The 15,714-nt window shown below is 71.7% G+C and carries 15 protein-coding genes and 1 pseudogene; 1 reads left to right on the forward strand and 15 read right to left on the reverse strand.

Features of this window, described 5'->3' with window-relative positions; genetic code table 11:
* The 15 genes and pseudogenes from RZ84_RS40735 to pgsA form a co-directional block, all read right to left on the reverse strand.
* A pseudogene (locus RZ84_RS40735) lies at window positions 1-226 on the reverse strand (hypothetical protein); the annotation flags it as partial.
* Between the two features lie 167 nt (window positions 227-393).
* A complete protein-coding gene (locus tag RZ84_RS06725) occupies window positions 394-942 on the reverse strand; it encodes an adenine phosphoribosyltransferase (protein WP_043263517.1) in 549 nt (182 codons plus the stop codon).
* Window positions 939-2,048 carry a protein translocase subunit SecF gene (secF, locus tag RZ84_RS06730; protein WP_043263518.1) on the reverse strand — a complete coding sequence of 370 codons (1,110 nt, stop codon included), beginning with the start codon at window positions 2,046-2,048 and terminating at the stop codon, window positions 939-941. The genes RZ84_RS06725 and secF overlap by 4 nt, the downstream gene beginning before the upstream one ends.
* A gap of 1 nt (window position 2,049) precedes the next feature.
* Window positions 2,050-3,807 carry a protein translocase subunit SecD gene (secD, locus tag RZ84_RS06735; protein WP_043263519.1) on the reverse strand — a complete coding sequence of 586 codons (1,758 nt, stop codon included), beginning with the start codon at window positions 3,805-3,807 and terminating at the stop codon, window positions 2,050-2,052.
* A gap of 149 nt (window positions 3,808-3,956) precedes the next feature.
* Window positions 3,957-4,508, reverse strand: coding sequence for a preprotein translocase subunit YajC (gene yajC, locus RZ84_RS06740; protein ID WP_043263520.1), 552 nt, complete (start codon window positions 4,506-4,508; stop codon window positions 3,957-3,959).
* 162 nt (window positions 4,509-4,670) lie between these two features.
* On the reverse strand, window positions 4,671-5,762 hold the full coding sequence (gene ruvB, locus RZ84_RS06745; RefSeq protein ID WP_043263521.1) for a Holliday junction branch migration DNA helicase RuvB: 1,092 nt from the start codon (window positions 5,760-5,762) through the stop codon (window positions 4,671-4,673).
* A 124-nt stretch (window positions 5,763-5,886) separates the two neighbouring features.
* Entirely contained in the window at window positions 5,887-6,507 is a 621-nt protein-coding gene (gene ruvA, locus RZ84_RS06750) for a Holliday junction branch migration protein RuvA (RefSeq protein WP_043263522.1), read from the reverse strand.
* Complete coding sequence (ruvC, locus tag RZ84_RS06755; protein WP_043263523.1) at window positions 6,504-7,055, reverse strand: crossover junction endodeoxyribonuclease RuvC; 552 nt, start codon at window positions 7,053-7,055, stop codon at window positions 6,504-6,506. Before ruvC ends, ruvA begins: the two co-directional genes overlap by 4 nt.
* A 135-nt stretch (window positions 7,056-7,190) precedes the next feature.
* Window positions 7,191-7,943 (reverse strand): YebC/PmpR family DNA-binding transcriptional regulator, encoded by a 753-nt coding sequence (locus RZ84_RS06760; protein WP_043263524.1) that lies wholly within the window; start codon window positions 7,941-7,943, stop codon window positions 7,191-7,193.
* Window positions 7,944-8,006: 63 nt separating this feature from the next.
* Window positions 8,007-8,600 carry a pyridoxal 5'-phosphate synthase glutaminase subunit PdxT gene (gene pdxT / locus RZ84_RS06765; RefSeq protein WP_043263525.1) on the reverse strand — a complete coding sequence of 198 codons (594 nt, stop codon included), beginning with the start codon at window positions 8,598-8,600 and terminating at the stop codon, window positions 8,007-8,009.
* 14 nt (window positions 8,601-8,614) lie between these two features.
* Window positions 8,615-9,526, reverse strand: a complete 912-nt coding sequence (pdxS, locus tag RZ84_RS06770) for a pyridoxal 5'-phosphate synthase lyase subunit PdxS (RefSeq protein WP_043263526.1) — start codon at window positions 9,524-9,526, stop codon at window positions 8,615-8,617.
* Between the two features lie 172 nt (window positions 9,527-9,698).
* Window positions 9,699-10,244, reverse strand: coding sequence for a LemA family protein (locus RZ84_RS06775; protein ID WP_043263527.1), 546 nt, complete (start codon window positions 10,242-10,244; stop codon window positions 9,699-9,701).
* 229 nt (window positions 10,245-10,473) lie between these two features.
* Window positions 10,474-11,634 carry a glycosyltransferase family 4 protein gene (locus RZ84_RS06780; protein WP_043263528.1) on the reverse strand — a complete coding sequence of 387 codons (1,161 nt, stop codon included), beginning with the start codon at window positions 11,632-11,634 and terminating at the stop codon, window positions 10,474-10,476.
* Complete coding sequence (locus tag RZ84_RS06785; RefSeq protein WP_043263529.1) at window positions 11,631-12,572, reverse strand: phosphatidylinositol mannoside acyltransferase; 942 nt, start codon at window positions 12,570-12,572, stop codon at window positions 11,631-11,633. The genes RZ84_RS06780 and RZ84_RS06785 overlap by 4 nt, the downstream gene beginning before the upstream one ends.
* The gene (pgsA, locus tag RZ84_RS06790) at window positions 12,572-13,225 is read right to left on the reverse strand and encodes a phosphatidylinositol phosphate synthase (protein ID WP_043263530.1); all 654 of its coding nucleotides are present in this window, start codon (window positions 13,223-13,225) and stop codon (window positions 12,572-12,574) included. Before pgsA ends, RZ84_RS06785 begins: the two co-directional genes overlap by 1 nt.
* 277 nt (window positions 13,226-13,502) lie before the next feature.
* On the opposite strand from pgsA, the gene RZ84_RS06795 reads away from it, so the two are divergent.
* The coding region (locus RZ84_RS06795; RefSeq protein WP_107068240.1) for an elongation factor G-like protein EF-G2 at window positions 13,503-15,714 on the forward strand (2,212 nt) is incomplete at its 3' end.

Consider the following 15,714-nt stretch of genomic DNA (forward strand, 5'->3'; position numbering starts at 1 on the left):
GTGCCGCGGCGGCCGGGCGGGACCGGTCGGCGGGGGCCGGGGAGCCGGCGGGCCGGTCGGCGGGCGGCCGGGGCTTGGCGGTTCCGCCGGCCGCGCTCTGCCGCTCGGGCTTCGGCTCGGCGGAGGAAGCCGCGTCCTTCGGCTTCGGCTCGTCCGGGCGCGCGGCAGGGGTTCCCGCCGGACGCAGTCCGGGGGAGAGCGGCTGGGCCTCGTCTGGCAAGAGCACTCCTCATGCGGGTACGGACCCCAGGACCTCGAAGCGGCCGGGGTGCCATGGTATCGAGCCCATGGCCACGGCTGCCGCGCGGCCATGGCTCCGTACATGACACAGCACCAGGGGCATCCGGAATGTTCCGGATGCCCCTGGTGCCCGTACCGTGCCGAAAGGCCGACTCAGATCGTGATCAGCGCCTCCAGCGGAGCGTCCTTCAGGCCCGGCTCCAGCCGCTGCCGGCCGGCCAGGAAGCCCAGCTCCAGCAGCACCGCCAGGCCCGCGACCTCGGCACCCGCACGCCGGATGAGCTGCATCGACGCGTCCGCGGTGCCGCCGGTGGCGAGCACGTCGTCGATCACCAGCACCCGGTCGCCAGGGGCCAGCGCATCGGCGTGGATCTCGATCTCGGCGGTGCCGTACTCCAGCTCGTAGGTCTGGCCGAGCGTCGCGCCGGGCAGTTTGCCGGCCTTGCGCACCGGTACGAAACCGATACCGGCGGAGACCGCGACCGGGGCGGCGAGGATGAATCCGCGGGCCTCCAGGCCGACGACCTTGTCCACGCGGTAGCACTCGCACAGGTCGACGAAGGCGCCGGTCAGCGCGCCGAACGCGGCCGGGTCGGCGAGCAGCGGGGTGATGTCCTTGAACATCACGCCCGGCTTCGGGTAGTCCGGGACGTCCGAGATCCGGCTCAGCAGGAGCTCACGCAGCTCCGGTGAGGCGGTCACCGGCGCTTGCCCGACGGACCGCGTCCGCGGCTGCGGGAGGCGGGCTGCTGCCGCGGGCCGACGACCGCGGCGTCCTCGGCCTCGTCGTCGGCCGGGGCGGCGTCCGGCTGCCCCTCCTCGCGTGCCTCCTTGGCCGCCGACGCGGCGCGCTTCGCCAGGACCCGCTTGGCGAGCGCCTGCATCTGCGGCTCGCGGCCCTTGAGGTCGGCGACCAGCGGCGTCGCGATGAAGATCGACGAGTAGGCACCGGCGGCCAGACCCACGAACAGGGCCAGCGAGATGTCGTTGAGCATGCCGGCGCCGAGCACCCCGCCACCGACGAACAGCAGGCCGGCGACCGGGAGCAGTGCCACGACCGTGGTGTTGATCGACCGCACCAGGGTGCCGTTGATGCTGCGGTTGGCGATCTCGCCGTATGTGAAGCGGTTCTGCTTGGTGATGTCCTTGGAGGCTTCCTTCAGGCTGTCGAAGACGACGACCGTGTCGTAGAGGGAGTAACCGAGGATCGTCAGCAGACCGATGACCGTGCCCGGGGTGACCTCGAAGCCGACCAGGGCGTAGACGCCGACCGTGATCGTCAGGTCGTGGATCAGCGCGACCAGCGCGGCCAGCGCCATCCGCCACTCGAACGCGACGGCCAGATAGAGCACCACGAGGACCATGAAGATCCCCAGGCCCAGCCATGCCTTGTCGGCGATCTGCTGGCCCCAACTCGGGCCGACCAGCTGGGTGTTGACGTCCTTGACCGGAACGTTGAGGTCCTTGGCGAGCTCTTCCTGGACGGGCAGCGCCTGCTTGGTGTCCAGACCGCTGATCTGGATGCGCAGCGCGCCGCCGCCGAGCTTCTGGGCCACGGCCTGGTGGCCGTTGGCCGCTGACTCGGCCCGGTGCCGGGCCTCCTCCGTCGACACCGAGGTCTTCGGGGTGGTGAAGACCGCACCGCCGGAGAACTCGATGCCCATGTTCAGGCTGCGCACCGACAGGCCGACGATGGCCGTGATGGTGATGAGGATCGAGATGCCGTACCAGATCATCCGCTTGCCGATGAAGTCGTAGCCGACCTCACCGCGGTAGAGCCGGGCGCCGATGTTGCCGAGCTTGGACATCTCACGCCTCCTTCGTCTGGGTGGGGGCGGTGCGACGGCGGCGCAGCGGCGGCTTGGCGCCCAGGCGCTTGGGATCGAGGCCGGACCAGGAGTGTCCCTCGGAGAAGAACTTCCGCCGGGCCAGCAGCGTCATCAGCGGCTTGGTGAAGAGGAAGACCACGACGACGTCGAGCAGGGTGGTCAGGCCGAGCGTGAACGCGAAGCCCTGCACCTTGCCGACGGTGACGATGAACAGCACCGCGGCGGCCAGGAACGACACGAAGTCGGAGACCAGGATCGTCCGGCGGGCCCGCGGCCAGCCGCGCTCGACGGCCGGGCGCAGGGTGCGCCCCTCGCGGATCTCGTCCCGGATGCGTTCGAAGTAGACGATGAACGAGTCGGCTGTGATACCGATCGCCACGATGGCGCCGCAGACCGCCGGGAGGTTCAGCGCGAACCCGATGGCCGGTCCGAGCAACGTCATGATCGTGTACGTCAGGATCGCCGAGACGACCAGGCTCGCCAGCGCGACCAGCGCCAGCCCCCGGTAGTAGGCGACCAGGTAGACGACGACCAGCGCCAGACCGATGGCACCGGCGATCAGGCCGGCGTGCAGCTGCTCGCCGCCGAGCGCCGCGGTCACCGTGGTCTCGTCGTCGATCTTGAAGGACAGCGGCAGCGCACCATACGACAGCATGTTGCCCAGGTCCTGCGCCGACTGCTGGGTGAAGCCGCCGGAGATGGTGGCGTTCCCCTGGTTGAGCTGCGTCTTGACGCGCGGGTCGGAGACCACCGCGCCGTCCAGCACGATCGCGAACTGGTCCTGGGGCGGCGACTTGGCGGCGAGCTTGCCGGTGACGTCCGCGAACTTCTTGCCGCCGCCGGAGGTGAAGTCCATATTGACGATCCAGCCCTGGCCGCCCTGGCTGTCGAAGACCGCCTTGGCGCTCTTGACGTCCGTGCCCTCGACGCCGACCGGGCCGAGCACGTACTTCTGCGAACCGTCGTTCTTGCAGGCCACGACCGGGTCGGACGGCTTGGCGTTGGCGGCCTGCTCACCGGCCGCGGCCCGGCTCTGCTTCGTGGAGCAGTCCAGCGCGCCGAGCTGCTTCTGCAGGGCCGGCGGGATACCCGCGCCACCGGGGGCGGGCGGCGTCGGCTGGTTGGACGGCTTGGTCGTCCCGGAGTCGGACGGCGGCGCGGACGGCTTCTTCAGGGCGTCCGTGACGGCGCGGCCCTGGGCCGTGGAGCTCGCGCTGGGCGAGGGCGAGGAGCTCTTGCCGCCGTCCTTGCCGGTGGCCTGCTCGCCGCTGCCCTTGCCGTTCTTGCCGTTCTGGGAGGGGCTGGGCTTGGGCTCCGGGGTCTTGGTGCCGGCGGTGGTGGTCAGCACCGGCCGGAAGGCGAGCTGAGCGGTGGTGCCGACCTGCTGGCGGGCCTGCTTCGCGTCCGTCCCCTTGGGGATGTTCACGATGATGTGGTCGCTGCCCTGCTTCTGGACCTCGGCCTCGGTCACACCGAGACCGTTGACCCGCCGCTCCATGATGCTCACGGCGGTGTTCATGTTGGTCTCGTTGATCGCGTTGGGCTTGCCCGGCTGGTTCTGCGCCGCCAGCGTGAAGCTGGTGCCACCCGCCAGGTCGATGCCCAGTCGGGGGGTCAGCGTGCCGGTGGAGAACATGCCTCCGACCAGCCCCGCCATCGCGATCAGAACCAGAATCAGGGTGCGCCCTGGATGCCCCTGGTTCGCGGGCGACCTGCGGCCCTTTTTCGGTGCTGCCACCTTGTCGTTTCTCCCTGTCCAACCCCTCGGCCTGGGATGTCTGCCGAGCGGCCACGAAGTCTTGTGGGGACGTGCCCCCGCCGGAGCCTAGACCGTCGGGGAACCGCGGTGCCCCCATCGGGGGCGCGCCGCGGTTCCCGGAGAACGGACTACTTCGCGTCGGCGCCGCCGGCCTTCTTGTCTTCCTTGGCGGTGTCGGCCTCGGCCTTGGCGGGCTCCTCGGCCTTGTCGGCCTTGTCCGCCTTGTCGCCGTCGGCCTTCGCGGCCTCGTCGGCGGCGGGCTCGGCCTCGGCCTCGGTCTTGCCCAGGTCGATCTTGTCGGCCTTGTCACCCTTTTCGGTGGCCTCATCGGCACCGGCACCGGTCAGCGACGAGATGTCGTCCGGGACGACCGGCTGCTCGTCGCCGACGACCGGGTCGGCACCGTCCAGAATGCGGTTGTACTCCTCATCCGCGAGCACCGCGCCGATGGCGTTCTTGGCGTAGATGGCGTGCACGCCGGGGGCGACCTCCAGGAGGACGGTGTCCTCGTGGATTTCCTTGACGGTGGCGTACATGCCACCGATGGTCCGGACGCCGGTGCCGGCCTGCATTTCATCGCGCATCTGCTGGGCCGCCTGCTGCTTCTTCTTGGCGGACCGCGTCATCAGGAACATGGCCCCGATGAGGACGATGAAGGGGAGGAGAGTCACGATACTCACGGGACGGAAATCCTTCGCACGACCGCTGCTCCGCGGTCTCATATAGCGGGGGTGGATGCACCGCCCATACGGGCGGCATCGGCGGAGTCTAAGCGAGTCTCCACCAGTGGAACAACGCCCAGCATCGCACCGCAGTTCCTCACCGGGCGAGTCTCCGCGCCGTCATGCCCCGAACAAGCCCTGCTGGACGCTGCCGCCCGCCTGCTGCTGGGGCGGGACCAGTCCCATGTGCGTCCAGGCCGCCGGGGTCGCGATCCGGCCACGCGGCGTACGCGCCAGCAGCCCCTCCCGTACGAGGAACGGCTCGGCGACCTCCTCGACCGTCTCGCGCTCCTCCCCCACCGCGACCGCCAGGGTGGACAGTCCCACCGGGCCGCCGCCGAACAGCTTGAGCAGGGCGGTGAGCACCGCCCGGTCGAGCCGGTCCAGACCGCGGGCGTCGACCTCGTAGACCCCCAGGGCCTGCGAGGCGACCTCGCGGGTGATCACCCCGTCCGCCTTGACCTGGGCGTAGTCGCGCACCCGGCGCAGCAGGCGGTTGGCGATCCGGGGCGTGCCGCGGGAGCGGCCGGCGATCTCGGCGGCGCCCTCGGTCTCTATGGCGACGTCGAGCAGACCGGCGGAGCGGTGGATGACGCGCCGGAGCTCGGCGGGGGCGTAGAACTCCATGTGGCCGGTGAAGCCGAAGCGGTCGCGCAGCGGCGGCGGCAGCAGACCGGCCCGGGTCGTGGCGCCGACCAGCGTGAACGGCGGGAGCTCCAGCGGGATGGCGGTGGCGCCCGGGCCCTTGCCGACGATCACGTCGACCCGGAAGTCCTCCATGGCCATGTACAGCATTTCCTCGGCGGGCCGGGACATCCGGTGGATCTCGTCGAGGAAGAGGACCTCGCCCTCCTGGAGGGAGGAGAGGATCGCCGCGAGATCGCCGGCGTGCTGGATGGCCGGGCCGGACGTGATCCGGATCGGGGCGCCCATCTCGGCCGCGATGATCATCGAGAGGGTCGTCTTGCCCAGCCCGGGAGCCCCGGAGAGCAGCACGTGGTCGGCGGTGGCGCCGCGGGCGCGGGCCGCCTTCAGCACCAGGTCGAGCTGTTCGCGGACCCGCTCCTGGCCGACGAACTCCTCCAGGTCCTTGGGCCGGAGGGCGGCCTCGACGGCGGTGTCCTCGCCATCGGCGTCGGCCGCCACCAGCCGGTCGGCCGGGGCGCCGGCGGCGTCCTCGGCGGTGGACGGTGCGGTGTCGTCCCAGTTCACTGCGGAATGCCTCGCGGGGTCGGGGCGGCCGGGCCGCCTGCGTGGTCGTACGGTCGGGGGCGCGGGGCCCGGACGGCGGCGCACCGGCCGCCCCTCGGGGCCACCGGCCGCCGGGGCGCGCCGGTCATCGCGCCCGGTTCAGGGTCTGCAGCGCGGCCTTCAGCAGCTGCGGCACCTGCGGCTGCCCACCGGCCGCTGCCGCCGCCTCGGCCTGCGGGGCGACCGCGGTGACCGCCTCGTCCGCCTCGCGGGTGGCATACCCCAGGCCGATCAGCGCGGCCTGGAGCTGATCGCGCCAGCCGGCGGTCACGGCGCTGCCGACGGTCGCCCGGCCGCCGCCGACCGGTGTGCCGAGCCGGTCCTTGAGCTCCAGCAGCAGCTTCTGCGCGCCCTTCTTGCCGATGCCGGGCACGGCGGTCAGCGCCTTCTCGTCGCCCGTGGACACCGCGAGCCGCAGCGCGTCCGGGGAGTGCACGGCCAGCATGGCCTGGGCGAGCCGGGGGCCGACACCGCTGGCGGTCTGCAGCAGCTCGAAGGTCTGCCGCTCGTCATCGTCGGCGAAGCCGTAGAGGGTGAGCGAGTCCTCGCGGACGACGAGGGTGGTGGCGAGCTTGGTCCGCGCGCCGACCCGCAGTCCGGACAGGGTGTTCGGCGTGCACTGCACGGCCATGCCGACACCGCCGACCTCGACGACGGCGGTGTCCGGGGCGAGGGCCGCGACCGGGCCGGAGACAAAGGCGATCATCGGGTGCCCTTCAGCGTGCGTACGGGAGCGGAGGCGCGGCGGGCCGCGGCGTGCGCCTGCTGGAGGCGGTTGACCGCGGGGGCGCGCCAGATGTGGCAGATGGCGAGCGCGAGGGCGTCGGCGGCGTCGGCCGGTTTGGGCAGTGCGTCCAGCCGCAGCAGGCGGGTGACCATCGCGCCGACCTGCGCCTTGTCGGCCCGGCCTGAGCCGGTCACCGCCGCCTTGACCTCGCTCGGGGTGTGCAGCGCGACCGGCAGCCCGCGGCGCGCGGCGCACAGCATCGCGACCGCGCTGGCCTGGGCCGTGCCCATGACCGTACGGACGTTGTGCTGGCTGAACACCCGCTCCACGGCGACGCATTCGGGGCGGTGCGCGTCGAGCCACTCGTCTATGCCGCGCTCGATCAGCACGAGGCGGTGCGCGACATCGGCGTCCGCCGGGGTCCGCACGACGCCGACGCCGGCCATGGTCAGCGGCCGTCCCGCGACCCCGTCCACCACGCCGACCCCGCACCGCGTCAGCCCCGGGTCCACCCCCAGCACCTTCATCGGGCCCCGCCCCCTCGCCGTTATCGGTCGCCTGTTCCTGTGTTCCTGCAGGTTAGTGGCTGCCACTGACAAACGAACGGGCCGGCGGGGGGGGTCCCCGCCGGCCCGTCGAACGACCGTGAGTCGGCCTGCGCGTCAGGCGTCGACCTTCGCCATGACGTCGTCGGACACGTCGAAGTTGGCGAAGACGTTCTGCACGTCGTCGCTGTCCTCCAGCGCGTCGATCAGCTTGAAGATCTTGCGCGCGCCCTCTTCCTCCAGCTCGACCTGCATGGTCGGGACGAAGTTGGCGTCGGCCGAGTCGTAGTCGATGCCGGCCTCCTGGAGCGCGGTGCGCACCGCGACCAGGTCGGTGGCCTCGCTGAGCACCTCGAAGGACTCGCCGAGGTCGTTGACCTCCTCGGCACCGGCGTCCAGGACCGCGCCCAGCACGTCGTCCTCGGTCAGCTCGCCCTTGGGGACGATCACCACGCCCTTGCGGTTGAACAGGTAGGACACCGAGCCCGGGTCGGCCATCGAGCCGCCGTTGCGGGTCATCGCGACGCGGACGTCGGACGCGGCACGGTTGCGGTTGTCGGTCAGGCACTCGACCAACACCGCGACACCGTTGGGACCGTAGCCCTCATACATGATCGTCTCGTAGTCGGCGCCACCGGCTTCGAGGCCGGCGCCGCGCTTGACCGCGGAGTCGATGTTCTTGTTCGGGACCGACTGCTTCTTGGCCTTCTGGATGGCGTCGAACAGCGTCGGGTTGCCGTCGATGTCGGCCCCGCCCATGCGCGCCGCAACCTCGATGTTCTTGATCAGCTTCGCGAAGAGCTTGCCGCGCTTGGCATCGATCACGGCCTTCTTGTGCTTCGTCGTAGCCCATTTAGAGTGGCCGGACATCCGCCTGTCTCCTTCGCGTAACCCATTTCAGAAACGATCGCCTGAGATCCTACCGGGGATGCGTCAGGCCGCCGCACGCACCATGTCCACGAACAGCGCGTGGATGCGGTGGTCACCGGTGAGCTCCGGATGGAACGACGTGGCAAGGACGTTACCTTCCCGGACGGCCACCGTATGTCCACCGTACGTCGCCAGGACCTCGACGCCGGCCCCGACCGACTCGACCCATGGCGCCCGGATGAAGACGCCCTCGACCGGCCCGCCGTCGATACCGGCGACCTCGACCGCGGCCTCGAAGGACTCGTTCTGCCGCCCGAAGGCGTTACGGCGCACGATCATGTCGACGCCGCCGAGCGTCTCCTGGTCCTCGCGGGCGTCCAGCAGCTTGTCCGCGACCATGATCATGCCGGCGCAGGTGCCGTAGACCGGCCGGCCCGCCTTCACGAACGCGCGCAGCGGCTCCAACATGCCGAAGACGACGGCCAGTTTGGACATGGTGGTGGACTCGCCGCCGGGGATGACCAGGCCGTCGACCTCGGCCAGCTCCTCGGGGCGGCGTACCGGGCGGGCCTGGGCGCCGGCGTCCGCGAGCGCCCTGACGTGCTCGCGGACGTCGCCCTGGAGCGCCAGCACACCGATGGTGGGGGTGGTGCTCATCTTCGTGGGGATCCTTACCAGCCGCGGTTGGCGTAGCGCTCGGCCTCGGGGAGGGTGTCGCAGTTGATGCCGACCATGGCCTCGCCCAGGTTGCGGGAGACATCCGCGATGACCTTGGGGTCGTCGTAGAAGGTGGTGGCCTTCACGATCGCGGCGGCGCGCTTGGCCGGGTCGCCGGACTTGAAGATGCCGGAGCCCACGAAGACGCCCTCGGCACCGAGCTGACGCATCAGCGCGGCATCGGCGGGGGTGGCGACACCACCGGCGGAGAACAGCACGACGGGCAGCTTGCCGAGCTCGGCGACCTCCTTGACCAGCTCGAACGGGGCGCGCAGCTCCTTGGCGGCGGCGTACAGCTCGTTGTTGTCGCAGCCCCGCAGCTTGGCGATCTCGCCCTTGATCTGGCGCAGGTGGCGGACCGCCTCGACGACGTTGCCGGTGCCGGCCTCGCCCTTGGAGCGGATCATGGCCGCGCCCTCGGCGATGCGGCGCAGGGCTTCGCCCAGGTTGGTGGCACCACAGACGAAGGGAGTGGTGAAGGCCCACTTGTCGGAGTGGTTGACCTCGTCGGCGGGGGTGAGGACCTCGGACTCGTCGATGTAGTCCACGCCGAGCGACTGGAGGACCTGGGCCTCGACGAAGTGGCCGATTCGGGACTTGGCCATGACCGGGATCGAGACGGCGTTGATGATGCCGTCGATCATGTCGGGGTCGGACATACGGGCCACGCCGCCGTCCTTGCGGATGTCGGCCGGCACCCGCTCCAGGGCCATGACGGCGACGGCGCCGGCGTCCTCGGCGATCTTCGCCTCTTCCGGCGTGACGACGTCCATGATCACGCCGCCCTTGAGCTGCTCCGCCATACCGCGCTTGACGCGCGCGGTTCCGGTCTCGGGGTTCTGGGGCGTGTTGGGCGTGCTGGACACGGTAGACCTCACTCAGTGCGGGTGGTTGCGCTTCGGCGCCCACACAACCGTTGGCCAGGGACCTGGGAAAAGGGCCAATTAGAGGCCGGTGGCTTGTCACAGGCCGGCATCTTGGAGGCCGGACGCGCCGCTCCCCCGCGGCGCGGTCCCGGGCCGGGCGGTCTCCCGCCGGTCAGCTCCCGGCCGGGCGGCCGTCCAGTACGGCCGGCGGCTCGTCGTCCATCTCGAAGGCCAGCGGGAACGGCGCATGGCCGGCCAGCCGGAGATAGCGGACCACCCGGTGGCGGCGGACCGCGCGCGCGGCCCGTACGGCGTCGTTGTGGAACCGCCGCGCCATCGGGACCCGCCGGACCGCGGCGGTCAGCTCGGTGACCGTCTGCTCCCCGCCCGGCGCCTCCCGTACGGCCTCCAGCTGCGCCTCCTCCTCGAAGACCGCGCGCAGCGCCTGACTCAACTCGCTCTCCGCGACCTCGCGGTGGTCCTCCTCGGCCTGCCGGGCCTCGTGCGCGGCCTGGTAGAGCACGATGGACGCGGCCGGATCGAGCACGCCCGAGGTCCCCACCTCCTGGGCCACGGAGGCCCGCCGGAGCAGCTGCGCGTCCAGGGCCGCGCGGGCGGCGTCGATCCGCGCGTGCAGGCGGTCCAGGCGGCCCGCCGTCCAGCTCAGGTAGACGCCGATGAGGACGATCGCGGCGGCGATCCAGATCAAGGTGGTCACGCCCCGTCACGTTACCCGCACGCCGGCGGCCCGCCATCCCCTCCCCACCCCCAACGGGAGGGGGCGGGCCGACAGCCCCGCGCAGCGGACCCCGCCCGCCGCAGGCGCAACGGCGAGAAAGCAGACAACGTCGGGCGAGGCAAAGCGCAGCGGAGGGGCGCAAGGGCGAACAACACCCACGGCGGGAAAGCCGACAACGTGGGAAGCCGGCCAAGCGCAGCGAAGCGGCTCAGTCCTTGGCGAGCCACCTGCGGGCGCGCAGCCCGACCCGCTCGTCGGTGGCCACCGCGGACGCCCCCGTCGTCACCGTCTCGTACACCGCGAGGATGTCCGCGCCGACCGTCGTCCAGTCGAAGCGCCGCACGTGCTTGCTGCCGCGCTCGCGGAGCTCGGCCAGCCGCTCGGGATCGCCCAGCAGCCGCACCGCGGCGTCGGCCAGCGCCCGGTCGTCCTCGTTGGCGAACAGCTCGCCCGCCTCGCCCTGGTCCAGGACCTGGGCGAACGCGTCGAGGTCGCTGGCGAGCACCGGCGCGCCCGCGGACATCGCCTCCACGAGGACGATGCCGAAGGACTCGCCACCCGTATTGGGGGCCACGTAGACGTCCACGCTGCGCAGCAGGCGCGCCTTGTCCTCGTCGGTGACCATGCCCAGGAACTCGACGCGGGAGCGGAGTTCGGCGGGCAGGCCGGCGACCGCCTCCTCCTCGTCGCCGCGGCCGGCGACCAGCAGCCGGGCGTCCGGGACCGCGGCGAGGATCGCCGGGAACGCCTTCATCAGGACCGGCAGGCCCTTGCGGGGCTCGTCGATCCGGCCGATGAACCCGATGGTCCGGCCCTGCCACTCGGCCTTTGGTTCGGCCCGGGCGAAGAAGTCGACGTCCACGCCGTTGGGGATGACCACCGCGTCGCCGCCGAGGTGTTCGACGAGGGTGCGGCGGGCGTACTCGCTGACCGCGATCCGCGCGCTGATCTTCTCCAGGGCGGGCTGGAGGATCGGATACGCGGCGATCATGGCCCGGGAGCGCGGGTTGGAGGTGTGGAAGGTCGCCACGATCGGGCCCTGGGCCGCCCAGCAGGCGAGCAGGCCGAGGGACGGGGACGCCGGTTCGTGGATGTGGATGACGTCGAAGGCGCCGTTCTGCAGCCAGCGGCGGACCCGGGCGGCGGACAGGAAGCCGAAGTTGAGGCGGGCCACCGAGCCGTTGTACGGGACGGGGACGGCGCGGCCGGCCGGGACGACGTACGGCGGCAGCGGGGGCTCGTCGTCCGCGGGGGCCAGCACCGAGACATGGTGGCCGCACCGGATCAGGTGCTCGGCCAGATCCCGGATGTGGAACTGGACGCCACCGGGGACGTCCCAGGCGTAGGGGCAGACGATGCCGATTCTCACGGCGTCTCCGTTCCGGACGGCTCGGCCGCGCGCGGCTCCAGATCGGCGAGCCAGAGGCGCTGGAGCATGTGCCAGTCCTCGGGGTGGTCGGCGATACCGGAGGCGAAGGCGTCGGCGAGCTGCTGGGTCATCTGGGCGGCCTTCTCGGTGCGGGTGCCGTTCTCCGGCACCTCGATCTCCGGGTGGACCCGGCCGCGCATGACGGGGGTGTTGTCGTACCAGAGGGTGACCGGCAGCAGCATCGCGCCGGTCTGGACGGCGAGCATCGCGGGGCCGGCCGGCATCTTGGTCGGCTCGCCGAAGAACTTGACCGGGATCCCGGAGCTGGACAGGTCGCGGTCGGCGACCAGGCAGACCAGCCCGCCGGCCCGCAGCCGCCGGGCCAGGGTGCCGAAGGCGGCGCCGCCGGTGTGCGGCAGCACCTCCATGCCCAGGCCCTCGCGGTAGGCGACGAACCGGTCGTAGAGGCTCTCCGGCTTGAGGCGCTCGGCGACGGTGGTGAACGGGACGCCGAGCTTGGTGGTGACCCAGACGCCCGCGAGGTCGTAGTTGCCCATGTGGGGCAGCGCCAGGATCACCCCGCGCCCGCTCTTGAGCCCCTCCTCCAGGTAGTGCACGTCCTGGGGGGTGAATCCGGCCTTTATCCGCTCCTCGCTCCACGCCGGCAGCCGGAACGACTCCATCCAGTACCGCAGGTACGAGCGCATCCCGGCCCGGGAGAGCGCGGCCAACTGCTGCTGGGAGGCGTCCGGGACGACCCGCGCGAGGTTCGCCTCCAGGCGGCGGACGCCCTTGCCGCGGCGCCGCCAGACCGCGTCGGCGATCTGCTGCCCCAGCCGTACGGCGACGCCTTCCGGCAGCTTCTTGACGGTGCTCCAGCCCAGGCCGTACAGCCCGTCGGTCAGCTTCCCGGTGTCGATCAGCGATCCGCGTCCCATCAGCCGTTCCCCCCTTGAGCGACGGCGTCGGCCTCGGCCGACTCCCGGCGTACCGTCACCACGCGCTGGCCGAGGGTGACCGCGCTGCCGGCGGCGACGATCCACAGGGCGATCGGCAGCAGGACCTCCACGCCGGGCACCCCGAACTTGTGCAGCCCCGACAGACCGCAGGCGACCAGCGAGATGACCAGCCGCTCGGCGCGCTCCACCAGGCCGTTGACGTTCACCGGCAGCCCGATGGCCTCGCCGCGTGCCTTGGTGTACGACACGACCTGGCCGCTGGCCAGACAGAAGATCGCGATCGCGCAGAGCGTCAGGCTGTCACCGCGTCCGGCGTACCACAGGGCCAGCCCGCCGAAGATCGCCGAGTCGGCGACCCGGTCGAGGGTGGAGTCCAGGAAGGCGCCCCACCGGCTGGAGCGGCCCAGCTGCCGCGCCATGTTGCCGTCTACCAGGTCGGAGAAGACGAACAGCGTGATCACGATCGTGCCCCAGAAGAACTCGCCCTGGGGGTAGAAGATCAGGGCGCCGGCCACCACACCGCCGGTCCCGACGAGGGTCACCGCGTCCGGGCTGACCCCGAGACGGATGAGCAGGGCGGCGAACGGTGTGAGAACACGCGTGAAGAAAGCACGCGCGTACTTGTTCAGCATGACCTTCCCGGAGGGTCGATACGGGCCGCGCGGTCAAGGGGCCACCGGCTGGCCCATCGTAGCCAGGAGGCAAGGGGGCACCGCGAACGCATCGCGGCGCGAGCTCCATCCCACGGCCCGGGCCCACCGCCGCACGCCGCCGCACGCGCCGACGGGCCCCGTAAGACGGCCTGACCGCCTCCTTGGAAGGACGCCTCCGGTGTGCCATGTATGGACGCATCATGACCACGGTGGAAAGCTCGAATCACCGCAAAGTGTCGACCTGGAGGCGAGACACATGAGCGAGAAGTCGGGTACGAACCCAGGAGCCGCCGGAAGGGCACCGGCGGCCGACCGGCCCACCGCCCTGCGCAATGTGGTGCTGGTCGGCCACAGCGGATCGGGCAAGACCACCCTCGTCGAGGCGCTCGCGCTGGCGTCCGGCGCGGTCAACCGGGCGGGCCGGGTCGAGGACGGCGGCTGTCTCTCCGACTACGACGAGATCGAGCACCGCCAGCAGCGCTCCGTACAGCTCTCCCTCGTCCCGGTGGACTGGGGCGGAATCAAGATCAATCTGTTGGACACCCCCGGATACGCGGATTTCGTCGGGGAACTCAGGGCCGGTCTGCGCGCCGCGGACGCGGCCCTCTTCGTTGTCTCGGCGGCCGACGGCGTGGCCGGCGCGACCCGGATGGTGTGGGACGAGTGCGCCGCGGTCGGCATGCCGCGCGCCCTGGTCGTCACGCATCTGGAAGCCGCCCGCTCCGACTTCGACGAGATGACCCGGCGGTGCGCCGCCACCCTCGGCGGCGAGGACCCGGACGCCGTGCTCCCGCTCTATCTCCCCCTGTACGGCACACCGGGCGCCGACGGCCACGCCCCCGTGCACGGCCTGATCGGCCTGCTCTCCCAGCGGGTCTTCGACTACTCCTCCGGCGAACGCACCGAGCGCGCGCCCACCGACGACGAGCTCCCGCTCATCGCCGCGGCCCGCAACCGCCTCATCGAGGGCATCATCGCCGAGAGCGAGGACGAATCCCTCATGGACCGCTATCTGGGCGGTGAGGAGATCGACGTGAAAACGCTCATCGGCGACCTGGAGACGGCGGTCGCCCGCGGCTCCTTCCATCCCGTACTGGCCGCCGCCCCGGCCGCCGACGGCGCCCGGCAGGGGCTCGGCACCGTGGAGCTGCTGGAGCTGATCACCGGCGGCTTCCCCACCCCCGCGGAACGCGAGGCCCCTGCCGTCAGCGGCACCGACGGCGCCCCGCGGCAGGCCCTCACCTGCGACCCCGAGGGTCCGCTCGCCGCCGAGGTGGTCAAGACCTCCTCCGACCCGTACGTGGGCCGGCTCTCCCTCGTACGGGTCTTCTCCGGCACCCTGCGCCCCGACGAGACGGTGCACGTCTCCGGCCACGGCCTCCAGGACCGCGGCCACGAGGACCACGACGTGGACGAGCGGATCGGCGCGCTGTCCGCACCCTTCGGCAAGCAGCAGCGCCCGCTGTCCCGGGCGATCGCCGGCGACCTGGCGTGCGTGGCCAAGCTGACCCGCGCCGAGACCGGCGACACCCTCTCCGGCAAGGACGACCCGCTCCTGATGGAGCCCTGGACGATGCCGGACCCGCTGCTGCCGGTCGCCATCGAGGCGCACAGCAAGGCCGACGAGGACAAGCTCTCCCAGGGCCTGTCCCGGCTCGTCGCGGAGGACCCCACGATGCGCCTGGAGCACAACCAGGACACCCGCCAGGTGGTCCTGTGGTGCCTGGGCGAGGCGCACGCCGATGTGGCGCTGGAGCGGCTGCGCTCCCGTTACGGCGTCCAGGTCGACACGGTCACCCACCGGGTCCCGCTCCGGGAGACCTTCGGCGCGCCCGCCCCGGGCCGCGGCCGGCACGTCAAACAGTCCGGCGGACACGGCCAGTTCGCGATCTGCGAGATCCAGGTCGACCCGCTGCCCGGCGGCTCCGGCATCGAATTCGTCGACAAGGTCGTGGGCGGCGCGGTCCCCCGGCAGTTCATCCCGTCCGTCGAGAAGGGCGTCCGTGCCCAGGCGGCACGCGGACTGGCGGCCGGGCACCCGCTCGTCGACATCCGCGTGACGCTCCTCGACGGCAAGGCGCACTCGGTCGACTCCTCGGACGCCGCGTTCCAGATGGCGGGCGCGCTGGCGCTGCGCGAGGCCGCCGCACAGGCCCGGATCGACCTCCTCGAACCGGTCGCCGACGTACGGGTCCTGGTCCCGGACGACTTCGTCGGCCCGGTGATGAGCGATCTGTCGGGCCGCCGCGGCCGGGTCGTGGGCACCGAGCAGTCCGGGCCCGGGCGCACCCTCGTCCGCGCCGAGGTCCCCGAGATCGAGATCGGGCGCTACGCCGTCGATCTGCGCTCCCTCTCGCACGGCACCGGACGGTTCAGCCGCGGCTACCTGCGGCACGAGCCGATGCCCCCGCAGCTCGCCACCAAGATGCGGGAACAACCGGAGAACGGCGGGGAGGTAAAGGGCGGAC

Origin of the sequence: Streptomyces sp. CT34 (assembly GCF_000805335.1) — a bacterium.
In the GTDB taxonomy this organism is placed as follows: Bacteria; Actinomycetota; Actinomycetes; order Streptomycetales; family Streptomycetaceae; genus Streptomyces.

Excerpts from the sequence above, each read along its gene's own strand:
- secF (WP_043263518.1), bottom strand. The coding sequence starts at position 2,048 with ATGTCCAAGCTCGGCAACATCGGCGCCCGGCTCTACCGCGGTGAGGTC.
- ruvA (WP_043263522.1), bottom strand. The coding sequence starts at position 6,507 with ATGATCGCCTTTGTCTCCGGCCCGGTCGCGGCCCTCGCCCCGGACACC.
- ruvC (WP_043263523.1), bottom strand. The coding sequence starts at position 7,055 with ATGAAGGTGCTGGGGGTGGACCCGGGGCTGACGCGGTGCGGGGTCGGC.
- RZ84_RS06760 (WP_043263524.1), bottom strand. The coding sequence starts at position 7,943 with ATGTCCGGCCACTCTAAATGGGCTACGACGAAGCACAAGAAGGCCGTG.
- pdxT (WP_043263525.1), bottom strand. The coding sequence starts at position 8,600 with ATGAGCACCACCCCCACCATCGGTGTGCTGGCGCTCCAGGGCGACGTC.
- RZ84_RS06785 (WP_043263529.1), bottom strand. The coding sequence starts at position 12,572 with ATGGGACGCGGATCGCTGATCGACACCGGGAAGCTGACCGACGGGCTG.
- pgsA (WP_043263530.1), bottom strand. The coding sequence starts at position 13,225 with ATGCTGAACAAGTACGCGCGTGCTTTCTTCACGCGTGTTCTCACACCG.